Source organism: Paraburkholderia sp. J94 (assembly GCF_905220285.1).
Classification (GTDB): domain Bacteria; phylum Pseudomonadota; class Gammaproteobacteria; order Burkholderiales; family Burkholderiaceae; genus Paraburkholderia; species Paraburkholderia tropica_A.
The window spans coordinates 513,873-530,661 of the sequence record NZ_CAJMZH010000006.1 but is presented as its reverse complement, the minus strand read 5'-3'; the positions used below and the strand labels follow the sequence as shown (position 1 = coordinate 530,661).

Here is a 16,789-nt window from a genome sequence, read left to right as displayed (position 1 = left end):
ATTTTTAGAGGAAACGTAACATCGCTACGGATAAGTCGCATCGCATCAACGGTGAAATCTCTGCACCCGAGGTGCGTCTCGTCGGAGTCGACAACGAGCCGCTCGGCATCGTAAAGCTGGCCGAAGCGTTCCGGATGTCGGAACAACAGGACGTCGATCTGGTTGAAATTGCCCCGCAGGCTGTGCCCCCCGTGTGCCGCCTGATGGACTACGGCAAGTTCAAATACCAGGAGGCGAAAAAGCAACACGAGGCCAAGCTCAAGCAGAAGGTTATCCAGGTCAAGGAAGTCAAATTCCGTCCGGGTACCGATGACGGCGATTACAACGTCAAGCTGCGCAATCTCGTCCGCTTCCTCGAAGACGGCGACAAGACGAAGATCACGTTGCGTTTCCGTGGCCGTGAAATGGCCCACCAGGAAATCGGCATGCGCGTGCTTGAGCGTCTGCGTACGGACCTCGAAGAAGTCGGTCAGGTCGAGCAGATGCCGAAGATGGAAGGGCGCCAGATGATCATGGTGCTTTCGCCGAAGAAGAAGAAGTAATGATGGTGTGCCGCGTCTCACACGACGCGGCGGCCAGAAGAATTTGGTAGGACGTGCAGCGCGCCACAGGGCGTGAAGCACGGGAAGCAGGTTCCGGAAATGGCGCCCGCGCGCCGCGCGAAAGTGCGGTAAACGGGCGTTTTTCCTGAAAGCGGCGGCGAGCTTGTTTTTTAAAGGCCGGCCAGCTGCCAAAACAAGTGGAGTGGGTTTCGAAGGGCGGTATGAGGGCAAAACGCGAGGTGTTCGCACCGCGTGTGGGAGCCAGCCGCACACCCATGTCCATCAAATAAATGGAGTTTTTCATGCCCAAGATGAAGACCAAGAAGAGCGCCGCAAAGCGCTTCGTGGTTCGTCCGGGTGGTACCGTCAAGCGCGGTCAAGCCTTCAAGCGTCACATCCTGACCAAGAAGACCACCAAGAACAAGCGTCATCTGCGTGGTGCAACGGCCGTTCACGAGTCCGATGTGAAGTCCGTCCGCGCAATGATGCCGTTCGCGTAATCCTCAACCGACAACTCATAGGAGCTACTCATGCCTCGAGTCAAACGTGGGGTTACCGCACGGGCCCGTCACAAGAAGATCATCAACCTGGCCAAGGGTTACCGCGGCCGTCGCAATAACGTCTATCGCATCGCCAAGCAGGCGGTCATGCGCGCAGGCCAATACGCCTACCGCGATCGCCGCAACAAGAAGCGTGTGTTCCGCGCACTGTGGATCACGCGTATCAATGCAGCGGTGCGTCAGCACGACATGACCTACAGCGTGTTCATCAACGGCCTGAAGAAGGCTTCGATCGAACTCGACCGTAAGGTTCTGGCTGACATGGCTGTGTTCGACAAGGCTGCATTTGCTGCGATCGTCAAGCAGGTGAAGGCCGCCGTCGCTGCCTAAGTCGGGTATTGCGCAGGTTCGTTGCAGCAGCGTCCGGTCGTTTCGGTGATGCTGCAACAAAAACGGGGCTCCTCACCGAGCCCCGTTTTTGTTGGTGAAGCGCTTCCTGCGCGCTTCAAGTGCTGTGCTTCACGTGCTGTTCAAGTGCCGAGTACGGCGCCGCTTCTGGCAGTGTCGTCACGACGTCGTCCGCGTGGGTCATCATGGCGGTCGGCAGCGTGCCTCGCTGCTCCAAGTCTCAAACACTGACGCTGAAAAGATGGGATCAATGGATCTGGACCAGATTGTCGCCGACGCGCAACGCGCCTTCGCTTCCGCCCCCGACGTCAACACGCTTGAAAACGAAAAGGCTCGCTTTCTCGGCAAGTCGGGCGCGCTGACCGAACTGCTCAAGGGCCTCGGCAAGCTCGACCCGGAAACGCGCAAGACCGAGGGCGCGCGCATCAACGCCGTCAAGCAGCAGGTCGAGGCGGCGCTCAACGCGCGCCGCCAGGCGCTCGCCGACGCGCTGCTCAACCAGCGTCTCGCCGCCGAGGCGATCGACGTCACGCTGCCGGGCCGCGGCACCGGCACGGGCAGCCTGCATCCGGTGATGCAGACGTGGGAACGCGTCGAGCAGATCTTCGGCTCGATCGGCTTCGATGTGGCCGACGGTCCCGAGATCGAGACCGACTGGTACAACTTCACGTCGCTCAACAGCCCGGAAAACCATCCGGCGCGCTCGATGCAGGACACGTTCTACGTGGACGGCAAGGACGCCGATGGCCGTCAGCTGCTGCTGCGCACGCACACGAGCCCGATGCAGGTGCGCTACGCGCGCACGCACACGCCGCCGATCAAGGTGATCGTGCCGGGCCGCACGTATCGCGTGGACAGCGACGCCACGCACTCGCCGATGTTCAACCAGGTCGAAGGCCTGTGGATCGAAGAGAACATCAGCTTCGCGGATCTGAAGGGCGTGTACAGCGACTTCCTCAAGAAGTTCTTCGAGCGTGACGACATTCAGGTGCGTTTCCGCCCGTCGTACTTCCCGTTCACGGAGCCGTCGGCGGAAATCGACATGATGTTCGAGCACGGCAAGAACGCGGGCAAGTGGCTCGAGATCTCGGGCTCGGGCCAGGTGCATCCGACCGTGATCCGCAACATGGGCCTCGACCCGGAGCGCTACATCGGCTTCGCGTTCGGCAGCGGCCTCGAACGCCTGACGATGCTGCGTTACGGCGTGCAGGATCTGCGTCTGTTCTTCGAAGGCGATCTGCGCTTCCTGCGCCAGTTCGCCTGAGTACGCGACGCGCGCGATAGCACGCTAGAGCTGCATTAGCTGCGCGCGAAGCGGACGCGGCACCGGAGACGGTGCGCGAGAACCCGCTTCGCTGTGGTCACAATCTGTCTGGAACGTAAAACCCCATGCTATTTCCCGAATCCTGGCTGAGAAGCTTTGTCGATCCGAAGCTCACGACCGATGAACTCGCCCACGCGCTCACGATGGCGGGCCTCGAAGTCGAAGGCCTGAGCCCGGCCGCGCCGCCCACCACGAAGATCGTCGTGGGCCGCGTGCTCGAAGTCGTGAAGCACCCGGACGCCGACAAGCTCAACGTCTGTCAGGTCGACGCCGGCACCGGCGCGACGCTGCAGATCGTGTGCGGCGCGCCCAACGTGGCGCCCGGCATCAAGGTGCCCGTGGCGCTGGTCGGCGCGGAACTGCCGCCCGCCGAAGAAGGCGGCAAGCCGTTCGCGATCAAGCTCTCGAAGCTGCGCGGCGTGGAAAGCCAGGGCATGCTGTGCTCGGCGCGCGAGCTCAAGCTCTCGGAAGACCACAGCGGCCTGATGATCCTGCCGGAAGATCAGCCGATCGGCCAGGACATCCGCGAAGCGCTCAATCTCGACGACACCATCTTCGAAATCAAGCTCACGCCGAACAAGGCCGATTGCCTTTCGGTGTACGGCGTCGCGCGCGAAACCGCCGCGATCACCGGCGCGCCGCTGCAAGCGCCCGTGTATCCGAAGGTCGAGGTCAAGCTCAACGAAACGCTGCCCGTGAAGATCTCGGCGCCCGATCTGTGCGGCCGTTTCTCGGGTCGCGTGATCCGCGGCGTGAACGCGCACGCGAAGACGCCGGCATGGATGGTCGAGCGTCTCGAGCGTTCGGGCCAGCGCAGCATCTCGGCGCTCGTCGACATCTCGAACTATGTGATGCTCGAACTCGGCCGCCCGTCGCACGTGTTCGATCTCGACAAGATCCACGGCTCGATGGACGTGCGCTGGGGCAAGAAGGGCGAGTCGCTCAAGCTGCTCAACGGCAACACGGTCGAAGTCGATGAAACCGTGGGCGTGATCGCCGACGATCGCGAGATCGAAAGCCTCGCGGGCATCATGGGCGGCGACAGCACGTCGGTCACGCTCGACACGAAAAACATCTATCTGGAAGCCGCTTTCTGGTGGCCGGATGCGATTCGCGGCCGCTCGCGCCGCTACAACTTCTCGACCGATGCGGGTCATCGTTTCGAGCGCGGCGTGGACTGGTCGACGACCGTCGAGCACATCGAACGCATCACGCAACTGATCCTCGACATCTGCGGCGGCGAAGCCGGTCCGGTCGACGATCAGACCGTGAACGTGCCGCAGCGCGCGGCCGTGAAGATGCGCGTCGCGCGCGCGAACCGCATCATCGGCGTGAAGATTGGCGCCGATGAAATCGCTGAGATCTTCACGCGTCTCGGTCTGACGTTCGAACGTAGCGTCGATGCCGCGGGCGAAGAGTCGTTCAGCGTCGCGCCGCCGCCGTATCGTTTCGACATCGAGATCGAAGAAGACCTGATCGAAGAAGTCGCGCGTATCTATGGCGTCGAAAAGATTCCGGCGCTGCCGCCGGTGGCGCGCAGCGAAATGCGCGCGACCAACGAAACGCGTCGCTCGATTCATGCGATCCGTCACGCGCTCGCCGCGCGCGACTACGCTGAGACGATCAACTTCAGCTTCGTCGACGCCGAGTGGGAACTCGATTTCGCCGGTAACGACAAGCCCGTGAAGCTGCTGAACCCGATCGCGAGCCAGCTTTCGGTGATGCGCACGACGCTGTTCGGCAGCCTCATCAACGTGCTGCGCCACAACCTCAATCGCCGCGCGGACCGCGTGCGCGTGTTCGAGGCGGGCCGCGTGTTCCTGCACGATGCGTCGATCAAGGCCAGCGAGATGACGGTCGAAGGCTTCGCACAGCCGAAGATGATCGGCGCGCTCGCGTACGGTCCCGCGCTCGACGAGCAGTGGGGCGCGCAAACGCGCGGCGTGGACTTCTTCGATATGAAGGGCGATCTCGAAGCGCTGTTCGCGGGCCTCGGCGCCGCGAAGACGCCGCGTTTCGTGAAGGCCGAGCACCCGGCGCTGCATCCGGGACGCAGTGCGCGCGTGGAAGTCGACGGCCGCGCAGTGGGCTGGATCGGCGAACTGCATCCGCGCTGGATGCAGAAGTACGACCTGCCGCATGCACCGATTCTCTTCGAAGTGGAAGCCGACGCGCTGATGGCGCGCGAGCTGCCCGCGCCGACCGAAGTCTCGAAGTTCCCGCCGGTGCGACGCGATATCGCGCTTGTTGTGGATCAAAAGATCGAGGTGCAAGCGCTGCTCGACGAGTTCCGCAAGGGCATCCAGGACGAGCCCGCACGGATTGTGCAGAGGGTTGCGTTGTTCGATGAATTTCGTGCAAAATCAAACACTTCCGGGCTTGGCGCGGACGAGAAAAGCCTTGCCTTCCGGGTGACCCTGCAAGATACTGGCGGAACTCTTCAGGACGAGACGGTCGATGCGGCCATCAAGTCCCTGGTGGATCGCCTGGCTCGAGTGTTTGGCGCCCGGTTGCGCGGATAAGCCTCACGGCTCATCACGGACCGACAATCGCTTCCGGTTTGCAGCGTCATTGCAACCGGAAGCGCGCCATTTCAAAGATAGATGAACGAAATGAACTCGAGTGATTTCGAAGCCCTTCTAGCGGCACAGCGTAGCGCCATGATTCGCGACATTCCTGCCTCGTCGGCAAGCGCCACGAACGACACGCCCACGCTGACCAAGGCCGAACTCGCAGAGCTGCTGTTCGACAACGTCGGGCTCAACAAGCGTGAAGCGAAGGACATGGTCGAAGCGTTCTTCGAAGTGATTCGTGACGCGCTCGAAGGCGGCGACAGCGTGAAGCTCTCGGGCTTCGGCAATTTCCAGCTGCGCGACAAGCCGCAGCGTCCTGGCCGCAACCCGAAGACGGGCGAGGCGATTCCTATCGCGGCACGCCGCGTCGTTACGTTCCACGCGAGCCAGAAGCTCAAGGCGCTGGTCGAGAGCGGCGCCGAGGCGAGCTTTCCGCGTTAAGCGAGATCAATGCATGCGCGGGTCATCCCGCGCGCGCCCGCACGGGTGGCACAGCGGCGGGCGTGACTGGATACTACGGACCCTGGCGGCGACGCCAATTTGCGCAACCACCACGACGGCAACCCGGCGATGACATCGACAATCGAAAAGGTCGTCTTGCCTCCGATTCCCGCCAAGCGCTACTTCACGATCGGCGAAGTGAGCGAGCTCTGCGGCGTGAAGCCCCATGTTTTGCGGTATTGGGAGCAGGAGTTCACGCAGTTGAAGCCGGTGAAGCGGCGCGGCAATCGCCGCTATTACCAGCATCACGAGGTCTTGCTGATTCGCCGCATTCGCGAATTGCTCTACGAACAGGGCTTCACGATCAATGGCGCGCGCAACCGTCTCGATTCGCATGGCGCCGCGAGCGACGAACCCGAAGCGAACGAAGCGCCGGTGAGCGAAGGCAACATGGCGAGCGTCGATGTCGATCAGCTGCGCAAGGCGCTGCTGCATGTGCTCGATGTGCTTGGGCGGTGAGTGGTGTTGAGTGGCGGTGAAATTGCCCCGCAGCTTCTTTTCCGACGAATTGCACGCAGGCAGTTCTAATTGCGAAAAGGGTCTGTTATACTCTCTAGCTCTCGGGGCGTAGCGCAGCCTGGTAGCGTACCTGCATGGGGTGCAGGTGGTCGGAGGTTCAAATCCTCTCGCCCCGACCAGGAAATTGAAAAAGGACTTACGGTGAAAGCCGTAGGTCCTTTTTCTTTTTGCGCTGCATTTAAGCGTGCGCCGATACTTCCGCAGCCGTCCTCACACCCGCTTTAAACCCTCCAATACAACGGCGTCCCGCGCCATCGCGGCGAACAAGCTCACGAACAAGTGCGCCACAAACAAGTGCGCAAGATCCGGCTGTTAATTTTTCTCACATATCGGTGAGAATCATTCGCTATGAGGGACGCGCGCGGACCCTTACGATTAGCGCATCTCACCCGTGCCGGATCTCGCTCATCGCGCGCGACGCCTGCGCGCGTCCGCGCTTTGGCGTTTGCCGCCTCCGCACATCATCGATATCGCCGCTTCCATGAATCCGATCGAACTCGCTCAGCTCGTCTTTCTCGCCGCCTTGTGGGGCGGTTCGTTTCTCTTTATCCGTGTCGGCGTGACAGATCTCGGCGTGGCGCCGCTGATGGCGCTGCGCGTGGGTATCGGCGCGCTGTTCCTGCTGCTCGTGCTGTTCTCGCGACGTTCGCCGCGCGAGGCGTTCGCTGCGCTGCGTGAGCGCGCATGGCCGTTGCTCGTGGTCGGCTTTTTCAATTCGGCGGCGCCGTTCTGTCTGTTCGCGTGGGCCGAGCTGACCTTGTCGGCGGGCGTGACGTCGGTGATCAACGCGACCACGCCGCTGTTTGGCGCGATCGTCGCGTACTTCTGGCTCAAGGATCGCTTGAGCGGCCTGCGCGTGGCCGGACTCGCGATTGGTTTCCTCGGCGTGGTCGCGCTGGTCTGGGATCAGATCGCGAACCACGCGGGCGACGGTGCCAGCGCGTCGTCGACGCTGCTCGCGGCGGGCGCGGCGCTGACCGCTTCGGCGCTCTATGGCGTGGCGGCGAGCTACACGAAGCGTCACCTCACGGGCGTCGATCCGCTTACCGTCGCGGCGGGCACGATGACGGCCGCCACGTTCATCCTCACGCCGTTCGCGATCGCCACCTGGCCGCACGCGGCCGTATCGCTGCACGCATGGGGCGCCACGCTCGGTCTCGGCGTGGCCTGCACGGGCGTCGCGTATCTGCTGTTTTTCCGCCTGATCGCCGCGATCGGCCCGGCGCGCACGATCACGGTCACGTTCGTGATTCCGGTGTTCGGCATTCTGTGGGGCGCGCTGTTTCTCGGTGAGCACGTGTCGTTCGGCATGGTCGAGGCGTGCGTGGCGATTCTCTGCGGCACGGCGCTTGCCACCGGTTTCATCAAGCGTTTGCCCGGTATCGGCGCGCGCGCGGATCGCGCCAGCGTGAAGTAGTAAGCGCGTCGCTGCCGTATCGATTCTTCCTCTCGTAGATCGTTGCGAACGCAACGACATGCGTAACAACCTGGGCAACGATCTACGCATCGAGTCGCATCGCAGTGCACCCATCGCACGCGATGCGCTCGCTAGTGACATCCCGCGATTTCCTCATCTCCCCACCCGCGTTGCAGGCTTCATGAATCGCGCTGAAAGCATTCAGTTAGCGATTTCATGAATGCCCGTCCCCGTCCTGCGCACGATCATCCGTTCGCCACTACACTGGCGGCACTGTACGGATGATTCATTTGCAAACGCTCGAATCGTCGTGCGGGTTTTGCTCAGCCGATTCACATGGCGATGACGTCTGCAACGGCACGTGGCACGTGCCGTGCGCCAGTCGTCGGCGGTGCTGGGAAAGCGGGCGATAGGCGTGCGATAAGCGTGCGATAAGCGGCCGCGTCGTGAAGTGTCGTTCCTTGCCGGGGATGTTCATGACAACAAGACAATCGGTGACGGCAAGCCGCCTGCTACGCGGCGTGTGCGCGGCGCTGCTCGCCGCCGGCGCGGCCAGCGCGCAGGCCGACCAGTTCGGCATTCAGTTCGGGCCGGGCTGGGCGGACCACGACGTGAAGAAGCTCGACCTCGGCCTCGTCTGGGACCCGGGCTTGCAGTGGTGGCACTTCGCGGGTTTTCACTTCACCGTGGTCGGCGAATTTCACGCGGCCTACTGGCATCTGACCGAAGCCGCCGCCACGCAGCCCTCCATCTGGGAATTCGGCGTGACGCCGGTGTTCCGCATCATCAAGGATACGGGCTGGATTCGTCCGTTCATCGAGGCGGGCGTGGGCGTGCGCATGCTCACGCACGTCGAGCTGACGCCTGACCGCACCTTGTCGTCCGCGTTCCAGTTCGCGGATCTGGTCGGCATCGGCGCGCAGTTCGGCGAGCACCAGAACTATCAGGCGGGTTTCCGCTTTCAGCACATCTCGAACGCCGATATCAAGACCCCGAATCCCGGCCTCAACTTCACCTGGGTCTACGTGCAGTACAACTTCTGAGCCGCTTCGCCGTCTTTCCCCAGTCCTGCCCCGATTCTTTCCGCGCTGGTTTCTGCCTTTGCCCGCCAGATCCGCGGTGCGGCGCGCCACGGCGCCGCGCCGGAGCCGGTCGCGCGCCGTAACCCGTTACACTATGTTCATGATGCAGTGCACCACGCGCGCTGCATCGCCGGTTTTTTTCCATAGCGATGCGCCGGCGTCGCAGACAAGGAGTGAGGAGCAGGCATGGCAATCGAAACGGTAGGGATCGTGGGAGCGGGCACCATGGGCAACGGCATCGCGCAGGCGGTGGCGGTGGCCGGGCTCAAGGCGGTGATGATCGACGTGAACGAAGCGGCGCTCGCCAAAGGCGTGGCCACGCTCACGCACAGCCTCGAGCGCCTGGTCTCGAAGGGCAAGCTGGAGGCGGGCGCGCGCGACGCGGCGCTCACGCGCATCGAAACCTCCACCGACTATCAGCGCCTCGCGAGCGCCGACCTCGTGATCGAGGCGGCCACGGAAAACGCCGAGCTCAAGACGCGCATCCTCAAGCAGATCGAGAGCGCCGCGCGCGCCGATGCGATCATCGCGTCGAATACGTCGTCGATTTCGATTACCGCGCTGGCGACCACGCTCGGCGATCCGTCGCGCTTCATCGGCATGCACTTCTTCAATCCGGTGCCGATGATGCCGCTCGTCGAAGTGATTCGCGGCTTGCAGACACGCCCGGACGTGGCCGAGTCGGTGCGCGAACTGGCGCAGCGTCTCGACAAGACGCCGATCGGCGTGAAGAACGCGCCGGGTTTCGTGGTCAACCGTATTCTCGTGCCGATGATCAACGAGGCGTTCTTCGTGCTCGCCGACGGCATCGCGAGCGCCGAGGAAATCGACGCTGGCATGAAGCTCGGCGCGAATCATCCGATCGGGCCGCTCGCGCTCGCGGACCTGATCGGGCTCGACGTCTGCCTGTCGGTGATGGACGTGTTCCTGAAGGACTTCGGCGATTCGAAATATCGCGCCTGTCCGCTGCTGCGCGAGATGGTGGCGGCGGGGCAGCTGGGCCGCAAGACCGGCCGTGGCGTGTACGCCTACGACAAGGTGTCCTGAGCGCGCCTCGTACGAAAACCGGTGCATCGCAATGCGTCACGCGATGCACCGTGACGCCGCCTTTCAGGCGCGCACGCGCACGCCATATTGCGTGACCTGACGGTACGTGTCGCCGGGACGCAGCACCGTCGCTTGCGCAAGCGACGCGTCCATGTTGATCTGATTCGGGAAGCCGCCCGCTTCGAGGCACAGCGCCCCATGCTTCACGCACGGCACGCCGTGGCGGCCGGGCTGGCCTTCCAGATAATTCCCCGTATAGCACTGCAAGCCGCGCTGATCGGTCGCGACGCTCAATTCGCGTCCGCTGCCCGGCTCGTACACGCTCGCGACGTGGCGCACGGCGTGCGTGGGATTGTCGCGCAGCACATAGCAATGATCGACGCCGCGTGCGCGTGCCAGTTGCTCGTCGGGCCAGTCGAGCCGCGCGCCGAGCGGTGCGCCGTGACGGAAGTCGAAGGCGCTGCCCGAGACGTCGGCGACGCCGGTCGGGATCATCTGCGCATCGACTTCGAGCACGCTGTCCGCGTCGATCGTGAGGATATGGCCGCGCACGTCCGCGCCCGGCTCGCCGCTCAGATTGAAGTAGCCGTGGCTCGTGAGATTGAGCGGCGTGGGCGCATCCGTCACGCCTTCGTATTCGATCGTCAGCGTGCCGTCGTCGTCGAGCGCGTAGCGCACCTGCACGCTCACGTTGCCCGGAAAACCGCCGTCGCCCTCGGGCGAATCGAGGCGCATCAGCAGCGCGCCGCGATCGTCCTCGACTTCCCACAGCTGACGATGAAAACCGTTCGCGCCGCCGTGCAGCAGATTGCCGTTTTCGTTGCGGTCGAGCGCGTAGTCGATGCCGTCGAGCGTGAAGCGCGCGCCCTGGATGCGGTTCGCCCAGCGGCCGACCAGTCCGCCCATGTAGGTGCTCGCGGCGTCGTAGGCGGCGGGCGTGTCGTGGCCGAGCAGGATTTCGCCGAGCCGTCCGGCGCGGTCGGGCGCGAGCCAGGAGACGAGCGTCGCGCCGAAGTCGCTGATCGTCACTTTCATGCCCTGGGCGTTGCGCAGCGTGTAGAGCCGGCAAGCGTCGCCGCCGGGCAGCGTGCCCCAGGGTTCGGGGTTCAGTTGGACGAGACTGTTCATGGGACGATGTGGTGGTGGTCGAGGCGGGCGGGCCGCAATCAGCCCGCGGTGTGCGTTGAAGGAGTGGACGCCGGAGTTGACGCAGAAGTTGACGCCGATGTTGACGTAGAAGCAGGCGGCGTCACGCTGTCCTGATACTCGCGCGGCGTGCAGCCGAGCTCGCGCCGGAACACGGCGTACATATATTGCAGCGAGGTGAAGCCGCAGCGGATCGCCACTTCGGCGCTCGATGCGTCGCGGCTCGCGAGCATCGTTTTCGCGGCGTCGAGCTTGTGGCGCAGGATTTCCTGGTGGACGGTGCAGTGCCGCTCGCGCCGGAAATACTCTTCGAGCGACGAGCGCGACACGCCCACGTAATCGGCGACCTGCTCGGTCTTGATGCCCTGGCACGCGTACTGGCGGATGAAGTGGCGCGCGCGCATGACGTGCGGGCTCGACAGCGGTTCGTGGCGCGTCGATTCGAGCACGTTGATGCCGACGGGCGGCACCAGAATGCGCCGCCCCGGAAAGCGAGCGCCGCCGAGCATCTGATGCAGCATGTGCGCGGCGGTCTTGCCCATTTCCTCGGTGCCCTGAATCACCGACGACAGCGGAATGCGCGTGAGCGTGCGCGTGAGCGGATCGTTGTCGATGCCGATGATCGCCACCTGCTCGGGCACCGCGATGCCGTGCATCAGGCAGGCTTGCAGCAGTTGGCGCGCGCGCGCATCGGTCACGGCGATCACGCCGACGGGCTTGGGCAGCGCGTTGAGCCAGACGCCCAGTTGCTCCGAGGCCTGATTCCACGATGGCGCGCTGGTCGCGAGACCGCGATAGATCGGCGCTTCGACGTCTTCCTCGCGCGCGAGCGCCTGAAACGCGAGCTCGCGTTCCTGCGCCCAGCGGTTCTCCTGCGCGACGGGCAGGCTGTACATCGCCAGATGCGGCAGCCCCGCGCCGATCAGATGCGTCCACGCGAGCGAGACGAGCTTGCGGTTGTCGGTGGCGATATAGGGCAGATCGGCGGGATAGTGCGCGGCGTCCTCGAACGACGAGCCCACGGCCACGACCGGCAGCGGGCAGCCTTGCAGCGCCTCGGCCACGGCGGGGTCGTCGAAGTCGGCGATGATGCCGTCGCCCTCGAAGCGCTCGATGCCCGCGAGGCGGCAGCGGAAGTCCTCTTCGAGAAACAGATCCCACGCCACGCGCGTCGAGCGCAGGTAATGGCCGATGCCCGCGATGATCTCGCGGTCGTACACCTTGTTCGCGTTGAAGAGGAGCGCGATCCGATGCGATGTCTGGGAAGCAGGGGCGCGGTTCATGGCGTGTCGCGGGGCGTCTGCAAACCTGCGGTTCGCGGGCGCGGCTGTCTCCGTGTCTGGCGCGGCGCAGGGTGCGCGCGGCGCGGGCTGTTTTAAGTGTGCGGTTATTTTAGGCTCACTGCGGCCCGTGTGCGCGTACGCGGCAGTGCACTGGCAGGAAACGTTACGCGGGTCGCGCAATTTCGCAATTGCCCGCCTTCGCGCGTCGCGGGCAGTATGGCGTCACATTGCAAGGCGCGTGCCGTTGCGCCGCAACATAACCGGAGACGCCATGTCGTATTTCGAAGCCATTCCCGCGATTCGCTACGAAGGTCCGCAATCGGATAATCCGCTTGCCTATCACCATTACGACCGCACGAAGAAGGTGCTCGGCAAGACGCTCGAGGAGCATCTGCGCATCGCCGCGTGCTACTGGCATTCGTTCGTGTGGCCGGGCGTCGACATCTTCGGGCAGGGCACGTTCAATCGTCCGTGGCAGCAGCCCGGCGACGCCATGGAGCGCGCGCATCAGAAGGCCGACGCCGCGTTCGAATTCTTCACGAAACTCGGCGTGCCGTTCTATACCTTCCACGACACCGACGTCGCGCCCGAAGGCAAGGACCTGAAGGACTACACCGAAAACTTCGCGCGCATGGTCGATTACCTCGGCGCGAAGCAGCAGTCGAGCGGCATGAAGCTGCTCTGGGGCACGGCGAATCTGTTCTCGCATCCGCGTTATGCGGGCGGCGCGGCCACGAGCCCGAACCCCGAAGTGTTCGCTTACGCGGCCACCCAGGTGTGCCACGCGCTCGACGCCACGCACAAGCTCGGCGGCGACAACTACGTGCTGTGGGGCGGCCGCGAAGGCTACGACACGCTGCTCAATACCGATCTCGTGCGCGAGCGCGACCAGTTCGCGCGCTTTCTCTCGATGGTGGTGGAGCACAAGGAGCGCATCGGCTTCAAGGGCGCGCTGCTGATCGAGCCGAAGCCGCAGGAGCCCACCAAGCATCAGTACGATTACGATGTGGCGACCGTGCACGGTTTCCTCACACAGTACGGACTCCAGAATGAAATCCGCGTGAACATCGAGGCCAATCACGCGACGCTCGCGGGCCATTCGTTCCATCACGAAATCGCCATGGCTTACGCGCTCGGCATCTTCGGCAGCGTGGACGCCAATCGCGGCGATCCGCAAAACGGCTGGGATACCGACCAGTTCCCGAACAGCGTCGAGGAACTGACGCTGGCGTTCTACGAGATTCTGCGCCACGGCGGCTTCACGACCGGCGGCATGAATTTCGACGCGAAAGTGCGCCGCCAGAGCAGCGATCCCGCTGACATGTTCTACGGCCACGTCGGCGCCATCGACGTGCTCGCGCTGGCGCTCGAACGCGCGGCTGTGCTGGTCGAAAACGATCGGCTCGAACAGTTCAAGCGGCAGCGCTACGCGGGCTGGGATACGGAGTTCGGCCGCAAGATTCTCTCGGGCGGTTTCTCGCTGTCGTCGCTGGCGGCCGACGCGGCTGCGCACGGCGTCAATCCGCACCATGCGAGCGGTCACCAGGAGCGGCTCGAAAACGTCGTCAATCAGGCGATTTACGGTCTGCGCTAAGTCGGTGAAGCAGGCGGACGCGCGCCAGTGAGCGCGCGCCGCCAGAATAAAGGATGGAGACAATGTTCATCGGTATCGACCTCGGCACCTCGGGCGTCAAGGCCGTGCTGCTCGATCGCGCGGGCGACGTGCTCGGCACCGCGAGCGCGCCGCTCACGGCAAGCCGCCCGCAGCCGCGCTGGTCCGAGCAGGCGCCGCAGGACTGGTGGCAGGCCGCGCGCGCCGCGCTGGGCGCGTTGCTCGACGAGGCGCGTCGCAACGGCATCGACACGGATCGCATCGAAGCGCTCGGCCTCACGGGCCAGATGCACGGCGCGACGCTGCTCGATGCGAACGGCGAGGTGCTGCGTCCCGCGATCCTCTGGAACGACGGTCGTTCGGACACCGAATGTATCGAACTCGAACGCGCGGTGCCGGAACTGCACGCGCTGGCGGGCAATCTGGCGATGCCGGGCTTCACCGCGCCCAAGCTGCTCTGGGTGCGCAAGCACGAGCCGGACATCTTCGCGCGCATCGCGCATGTGCTGCTGCCGAAGGACTATCTTCGCTGGCTGCTCACGGGCGTGTTCGCGACCGATCCGTCCGACGCGGCGGGCACGCTCTGGCTCGACGTCGCGAAGCGCGACTATTGCGACACGCTGCTGTCCGCCTGCGGACTCACGCGCGCGCAGATGCCGCCTGTGGTCGAAGGCAATCAGGTGACCGGCAAGCTGCGTCCCGAACTCGCGAAGGCATTCGGCCTGCGCGAGATTCCCGTGGTGGCGGGCGGCGGCGATAACGCGGCGGGCGCGGTGGGCGTGGGCATCGTGCGTCCCGGCGACGCCATGCTCTCGCTCGGCACTTCCGGCGTGTATTTCGCGGTCTCGGACGGCTTTCTCGCCAACCCCGATTCCGCCGTGCACAGCTTCTGCCATGCGCTGCCGCGCACCTGGCATCTGATGTCGGTGATGCTCAACGCGGCGAGCTGTCTCGACTTCACCGCGCAACTCACGAACTACGAGAACGTCGGCGCGATGCTGGCTGATGCGCAGGCGCACACGAACGTCGATCTCGACGCGCGCCGTCCGTGGTTCCTGCCGTACCTGAGCGGCGAGCGCACGCCGCACAACAACGTCAACGCGAAGGGCGTGTTCTACGGCATGACGCCGCAAACCTCGCGCGCCGATCTCGCCAACGCCACGCTCGAAGGCGTGGGTTTCGCGCTGCTCGACGGCATGGACGCACTGCACGCAGCGGGGCTCGTGCCGGAGACGATCACAGTGATCGGCGGCGGCTCGCGCAGCGCCTACTGGACGCAGATGCTCGCCGATATCAGCGGCCGCGCGCTTACCTTGCGCGCGGGCGGTGAAGTCGGCCCGGCGCTGGGCGCGGCGCGTCTCGCGCATCTCGCGCTCGAACCGGATGCGCCGCTCGAATCCGTGTGTCCGCAGCCGCCCGTGCTCGCCTTGCGCGAACCCGATGCCGCGCGTCATGCGTGGTATCGCGAGGCGCGCCGTCCGACATTTCGTGCGCTCTATGCAGCGCTCGAACCGGTTTTCGCCACCGGCGCCTGAAACGCGGCGGCGACGACGAAGTTTCCGCGCGGCCAGCGTAGCCGCGCGGTTTCCTGCAAGACCCGCAGTTGCATCGCCAGAAGTTGGATCGTTCCCGGTTAGTTCGTTTTCCGCGCAAGCTTCCCGCGCGTGCACTTCATCATCAACTACAACGCCATGACGCGCCGTCGCCGCGCAGTGCGCGGCCGGCGCTCGCCATTACGAGGAGTGGAGACATGCAATTCGCCAAACGCCGTTCGGTTCTGGGGTCGCTCGTTTGCGGCGCCGTGCTCGCGAGCCTGTCGCTGGCCGCGCCGCTCGCCCACGCGAGCAAGGATCATCCGGAAATCGGTTTCTGTATCGACGATCTGCGCGTCGAGCGCTGGTCGCGCGATCGCGATTATTTCGTGGCGGCAGCGGAAAAACTCGGCGCGAAAGTGTCGGTGCAATCCGCGGACGCGAGCGAGGAACGCCAGATTTCGCAGATCGAAAATCTGATCTCGCGCGGCGTGGACGTGATCGTGATCGTGCCGTTCAATTCGAAGACGCTCGGCAACGTCGTGGCCGAAGCGAAGAAGGCGGGCATCAAGGTGGTGTCGTATGACCGCCTGATTCTCGACGCCAACATCGACGCCTATATCTCGTTCGACAACGAGAAGGTCGGCGAGCTGCAGGCGCAGGGCGTGTATAACGCGCAGCCGAAGGGCAACTACTTCCTGCTCGGCGGCGCGCCGACCGACAACAACGCGAAGATGCTGCGCGAAGGCCAGCTGAAGGTGCTCAAGCCCGCGATCGATCGCGGCGACATCAAGGTGGTCGGCCAGCAGTGGGTGCCGGAGTGGAGCGCTTCGACGGCGCTGCGCATCATGGAAGACGCGCTCACGGCGAACAACAACAAGATCGACGCGGTGGTCGCCTCGAACGACGGCACGGCCGGCGGCGCGATTCAGGCGCTGGCCGCGCAGCATCTCGCGGGCAAGGTGCCGGTCTCGGGCCAGGACGCCGATCTCGCGGCGGTCAAGCGCGTGGTCGCCGGCACGCAGACGATGACGGTCTACAAGCCGCTCAAGCTGATCGCGGGCGAAGCGGCAAAGCTCGCCGTCGATCTCGCGAAGGGCCAGAAGCCTGCCTTCAACGCGCAATACGACAACGGCAAGAAGAAGGTCGACACGGTGCTGCTGCAACCGACGCTGCTTACCAAGAGCAATGTCGACGTGGTCGTGAAGGACGGCTTCTATACGCAGGCGCAACTGGCGAGCCAATAAGGTCGACTGGCACGCAGTCAGGCAGTGCAGGGGCCCGCGCGCGGCGAATTAAAACG

General features: G+C 64.3%; 16 protein-coding genes and 1 tRNA gene. 14 read left to right on the top strand and 3 right to left on the bottom strand.

The features are described 5' to 3' along the window. The first annotated feature begins 20 nt into the window (after nt 1–20). Complete coding sequence (gene infC, locus U4Y88_RS15930) at nt 21–542, top strand: translation initiation factor IF-3 (RefSeq protein ID WP_074987823.1); 522 nt, start codon at nt 21–23, stop codon at nt 540–542. On the opposite strand, the gene U4Y88_RS15925 is transcribed toward infC, so the two are convergent. Then, nucleotides 511–846, bottom strand: a complete 336-nt coding sequence (locus tag U4Y88_RS15925; protein WP_321784932.1) for a hypothetical protein — start codon at nt 844–846, stop codon at nt 511–513. The two genes, infC and U4Y88_RS15925, sit on opposite strands and share 32 nt — an antisense overlap. Between U4Y88_RS15925 and rpmI the strand changes: the two genes are divergently transcribed. The 10 genes from rpmI to U4Y88_RS15875 all read left to right on the top strand — a co-directional run bounded on the left by rpmI (nt 845) and on the right by U4Y88_RS15875 (nt 9,913). Then, on the top strand, nt 845–1,042 hold the full coding sequence (gene rpmI, locus U4Y88_RS15920) for a 50S ribosomal protein L35 (RefSeq protein ID WP_035530936.1): 198 nt from the start codon (nt 845–847) through the stop codon (nt 1,040–1,042). The two genes, U4Y88_RS15925 and rpmI, sit on opposite strands and share 2 nt — an antisense overlap. 30 nt (nt 1,043–1,072) lie before the next feature. Continuing rightward, entirely contained in the window at nt 1,073–1,432 is a 360-nt protein-coding gene (gene rplT, locus U4Y88_RS15915) for a 50S ribosomal protein L20 (protein WP_004192938.1), read from the top strand. 268 nt (nt 1,433–1,700) lie between these two features. Continuing rightward, complete coding sequence (gene pheS, locus U4Y88_RS15910) at nt 1,701–2,714, top strand: phenylalanine--tRNA ligase subunit alpha (protein ID WP_205993676.1); 1,014 nt, start codon at nt 1,701–1,703, stop codon at nt 2,712–2,714. Between the two features lie 125 nt (nt 2,715–2,839). Continuing rightward, a complete protein-coding gene (gene pheT, locus U4Y88_RS15905; RefSeq protein ID WP_321784930.1) occupies nt 2,840–5,296 on the top strand; it encodes a phenylalanine--tRNA ligase subunit beta in 2,457 nt (818 codons plus the stop codon). A gap of 81 nt (nt 5,297–5,377) precedes the next feature. After that, the gene (locus U4Y88_RS15900; protein WP_065060340.1) at nt 5,378–5,788 is read left to right on the top strand and encodes an integration host factor subunit alpha; all 411 of its coding nucleotides are present in this window, start codon (nt 5,378–5,380) and stop codon (nt 5,786–5,788) included. A gap of 129 nt (nt 5,789–5,917) precedes the next feature. Beyond that, nucleotides 5,918–6,307: a MerR family transcriptional regulator gene (locus U4Y88_RS15895; protein ID WP_310631998.1), complete on the top strand. Its 390-nt coding sequence runs from the start codon at nt 5,918–5,920 to the stop codon at nt 6,305–6,307. A 102-nt stretch (nt 6,308–6,409) separates the two neighbouring features. Continuing rightward, nucleotides 6,410–6,486, top strand: a tRNA-Pro gene (locus U4Y88_RS15890). Nucleotides 6,487–6,848: 362 nt separating this feature from the next. Next, nucleotides 6,849–7,784, top strand: a complete 936-nt coding sequence (locus tag U4Y88_RS15885) for a DMT family transporter (RefSeq protein WP_310631997.1) — start codon at nt 6,849–6,851, stop codon at nt 7,782–7,784. Nucleotides 7,785–8,260: 476 nt separating this feature from the next. Beyond that, nucleotides 8,261–8,827, top strand: a complete 567-nt coding sequence (locus U4Y88_RS15880) for an acyloxyacyl hydrolase (protein WP_310631996.1) — start codon at nt 8,261–8,263, stop codon at nt 8,825–8,827. Nucleotides 8,828–9,052: 225 nt separating this feature from the next. Beyond that, entirely contained in the window at nt 9,053–9,913 is an 861-nt protein-coding gene (locus tag U4Y88_RS15875) for a 3-hydroxybutyryl-CoA dehydrogenase (RefSeq protein ID WP_321784928.1), read from the top strand. Between the two features lie 63 nt (nt 9,914–9,976). Here U4Y88_RS15875 and U4Y88_RS15870 read toward each other — a convergent pair whose 3' ends face one another. Both U4Y88_RS15870 and U4Y88_RS15865 read right to left on the bottom strand, forming a co-directional pair. After that, on the bottom strand, nt 9,977–11,041 hold the full coding sequence (locus tag U4Y88_RS15870) for an aldose epimerase family protein (RefSeq protein WP_321784926.1): 1,065 nt from the start codon (nt 11,039–11,041) through the stop codon (nt 9,977–9,979). 38 nt (nt 11,042–11,079) lie between these two features. Further along, the gene (locus tag U4Y88_RS15865) at nt 11,080–12,342 is read right to left on the bottom strand and encodes a DNA-binding transcriptional regulator (RefSeq protein ID WP_321784924.1); all 1,263 of its coding nucleotides are present in this window, start codon (nt 12,340–12,342) and stop codon (nt 11,080–11,082) included. A 271-nt stretch (nt 12,343–12,613) separates the two neighbouring features. Here U4Y88_RS15865 and xylA point away from each other — a divergent pair, with 271 nt between their 5' ends. The 3 genes from xylA (at nt 12,614) to xylF (ending at nt 16,733) form a co-directional block, all read left to right on the top strand. Next, the gene (xylA, locus tag U4Y88_RS15860) at nt 12,614–13,936 is read left to right on the top strand and encodes a xylose isomerase (protein WP_224012582.1); all 1,323 of its coding nucleotides are present in this window, start codon (nt 12,614–12,616) and stop codon (nt 13,934–13,936) included. Between the two features lie 62 nt (nt 13,937–13,998). Next, the gene (gene xylB / locus U4Y88_RS15855) at nt 13,999–15,489 is read left to right on the top strand and encodes a xylulokinase (RefSeq protein WP_321784922.1); all 1,491 of its coding nucleotides are present in this window, start codon (nt 13,999–14,001) and stop codon (nt 15,487–15,489) included. A gap of 215 nt (nt 15,490–15,704) precedes the next feature. Further along, nucleotides 15,705–16,733, top strand: coding sequence for a D-xylose ABC transporter substrate-binding protein (xylF, locus tag U4Y88_RS15850; protein ID WP_224012584.1), 1,029 nt, complete (start codon nt 15,705–15,707; stop codon nt 16,731–16,733). The last annotated feature ends 56 nt before the right edge of the window (nt 16,734–16,789 follow it).

Bases quoted from the DNA above. Each gene is read 5' to 3' on its own strand.
- rpmI (WP_035530936.1), top strand. From the start codon at position 845: ATGCCCAAGATGAAGACCAAGAAGAGCGCCGCAAAGCGCTTCGTGGTT.
- U4Y88_RS15925 (WP_321784932.1), bottom strand. From the start codon at position 846: ATGAAAAACTCCATTTATTTGATGGACATGGGTGTGCGGCTGGCTCCC.
- rplT (WP_004192938.1), top strand. From the start codon at position 1,073: ATGCCTCGAGTCAAACGTGGGGTTACCGCACGGGCCCGTCACAAGAAG.
- pheS (WP_205993676.1), top strand. From the start codon at position 1,701: ATGGATCTGGACCAGATTGTCGCCGACGCGCAACGCGCCTTCGCTTCC.
- pheT (WP_321784930.1), top strand. From the start codon at position 2,840: ATGCTATTTCCCGAATCCTGGCTGAGAAGCTTTGTCGATCCGAAGCTC.
- U4Y88_RS15900 (WP_065060340.1), top strand. From the start codon at position 5,378: ATGAACGAAATGAACTCGAGTGATTTCGAAGCCCTTCTAGCGGCACAG.
- U4Y88_RS15895 (WP_310631998.1), top strand. From the start codon at position 5,918: ATGACATCGACAATCGAAAAGGTCGTCTTGCCTCCGATTCCCGCCAAG.
- U4Y88_RS15885 (WP_310631997.1), top strand. From the start codon at position 6,849: ATGAATCCGATCGAACTCGCTCAGCTCGTCTTTCTCGCCGCCTTGTGG.
- U4Y88_RS15880 (WP_310631996.1), top strand. From the start codon at position 8,261: ATGACAACAAGACAATCGGTGACGGCAAGCCGCCTGCTACGCGGCGTG.
- U4Y88_RS15875 (WP_321784928.1), top strand. From the start codon at position 9,053: ATGGCAATCGAAACGGTAGGGATCGTGGGAGCGGGCACCATGGGCAAC.
- U4Y88_RS15870 (WP_321784926.1), bottom strand. From the start codon at position 11,041: ATGAACAGTCTCGTCCAACTGAACCCCGAACCCTGGGGCACGCTGCCC.
- U4Y88_RS15865 (WP_321784924.1), bottom strand. From the start codon at position 12,342: ATGAACCGCGCCCCTGCTTCCCAGACATCGCATCGGATCGCGCTCCTC.
- xylA (WP_224012582.1), top strand. From the start codon at position 12,614: ATGTCGTATTTCGAAGCCATTCCCGCGATTCGCTACGAAGGTCCGCAA.
- xylB (WP_321784922.1), top strand. From the start codon at position 13,999: ATGTTCATCGGTATCGACCTCGGCACCTCGGGCGTCAAGGCCGTGCTG.
- xylF (WP_224012584.1), top strand. From the start codon at position 15,705: ATGCAATTCGCCAAACGCCGTTCGGTTCTGGGGTCGCTCGTTTGCGGC.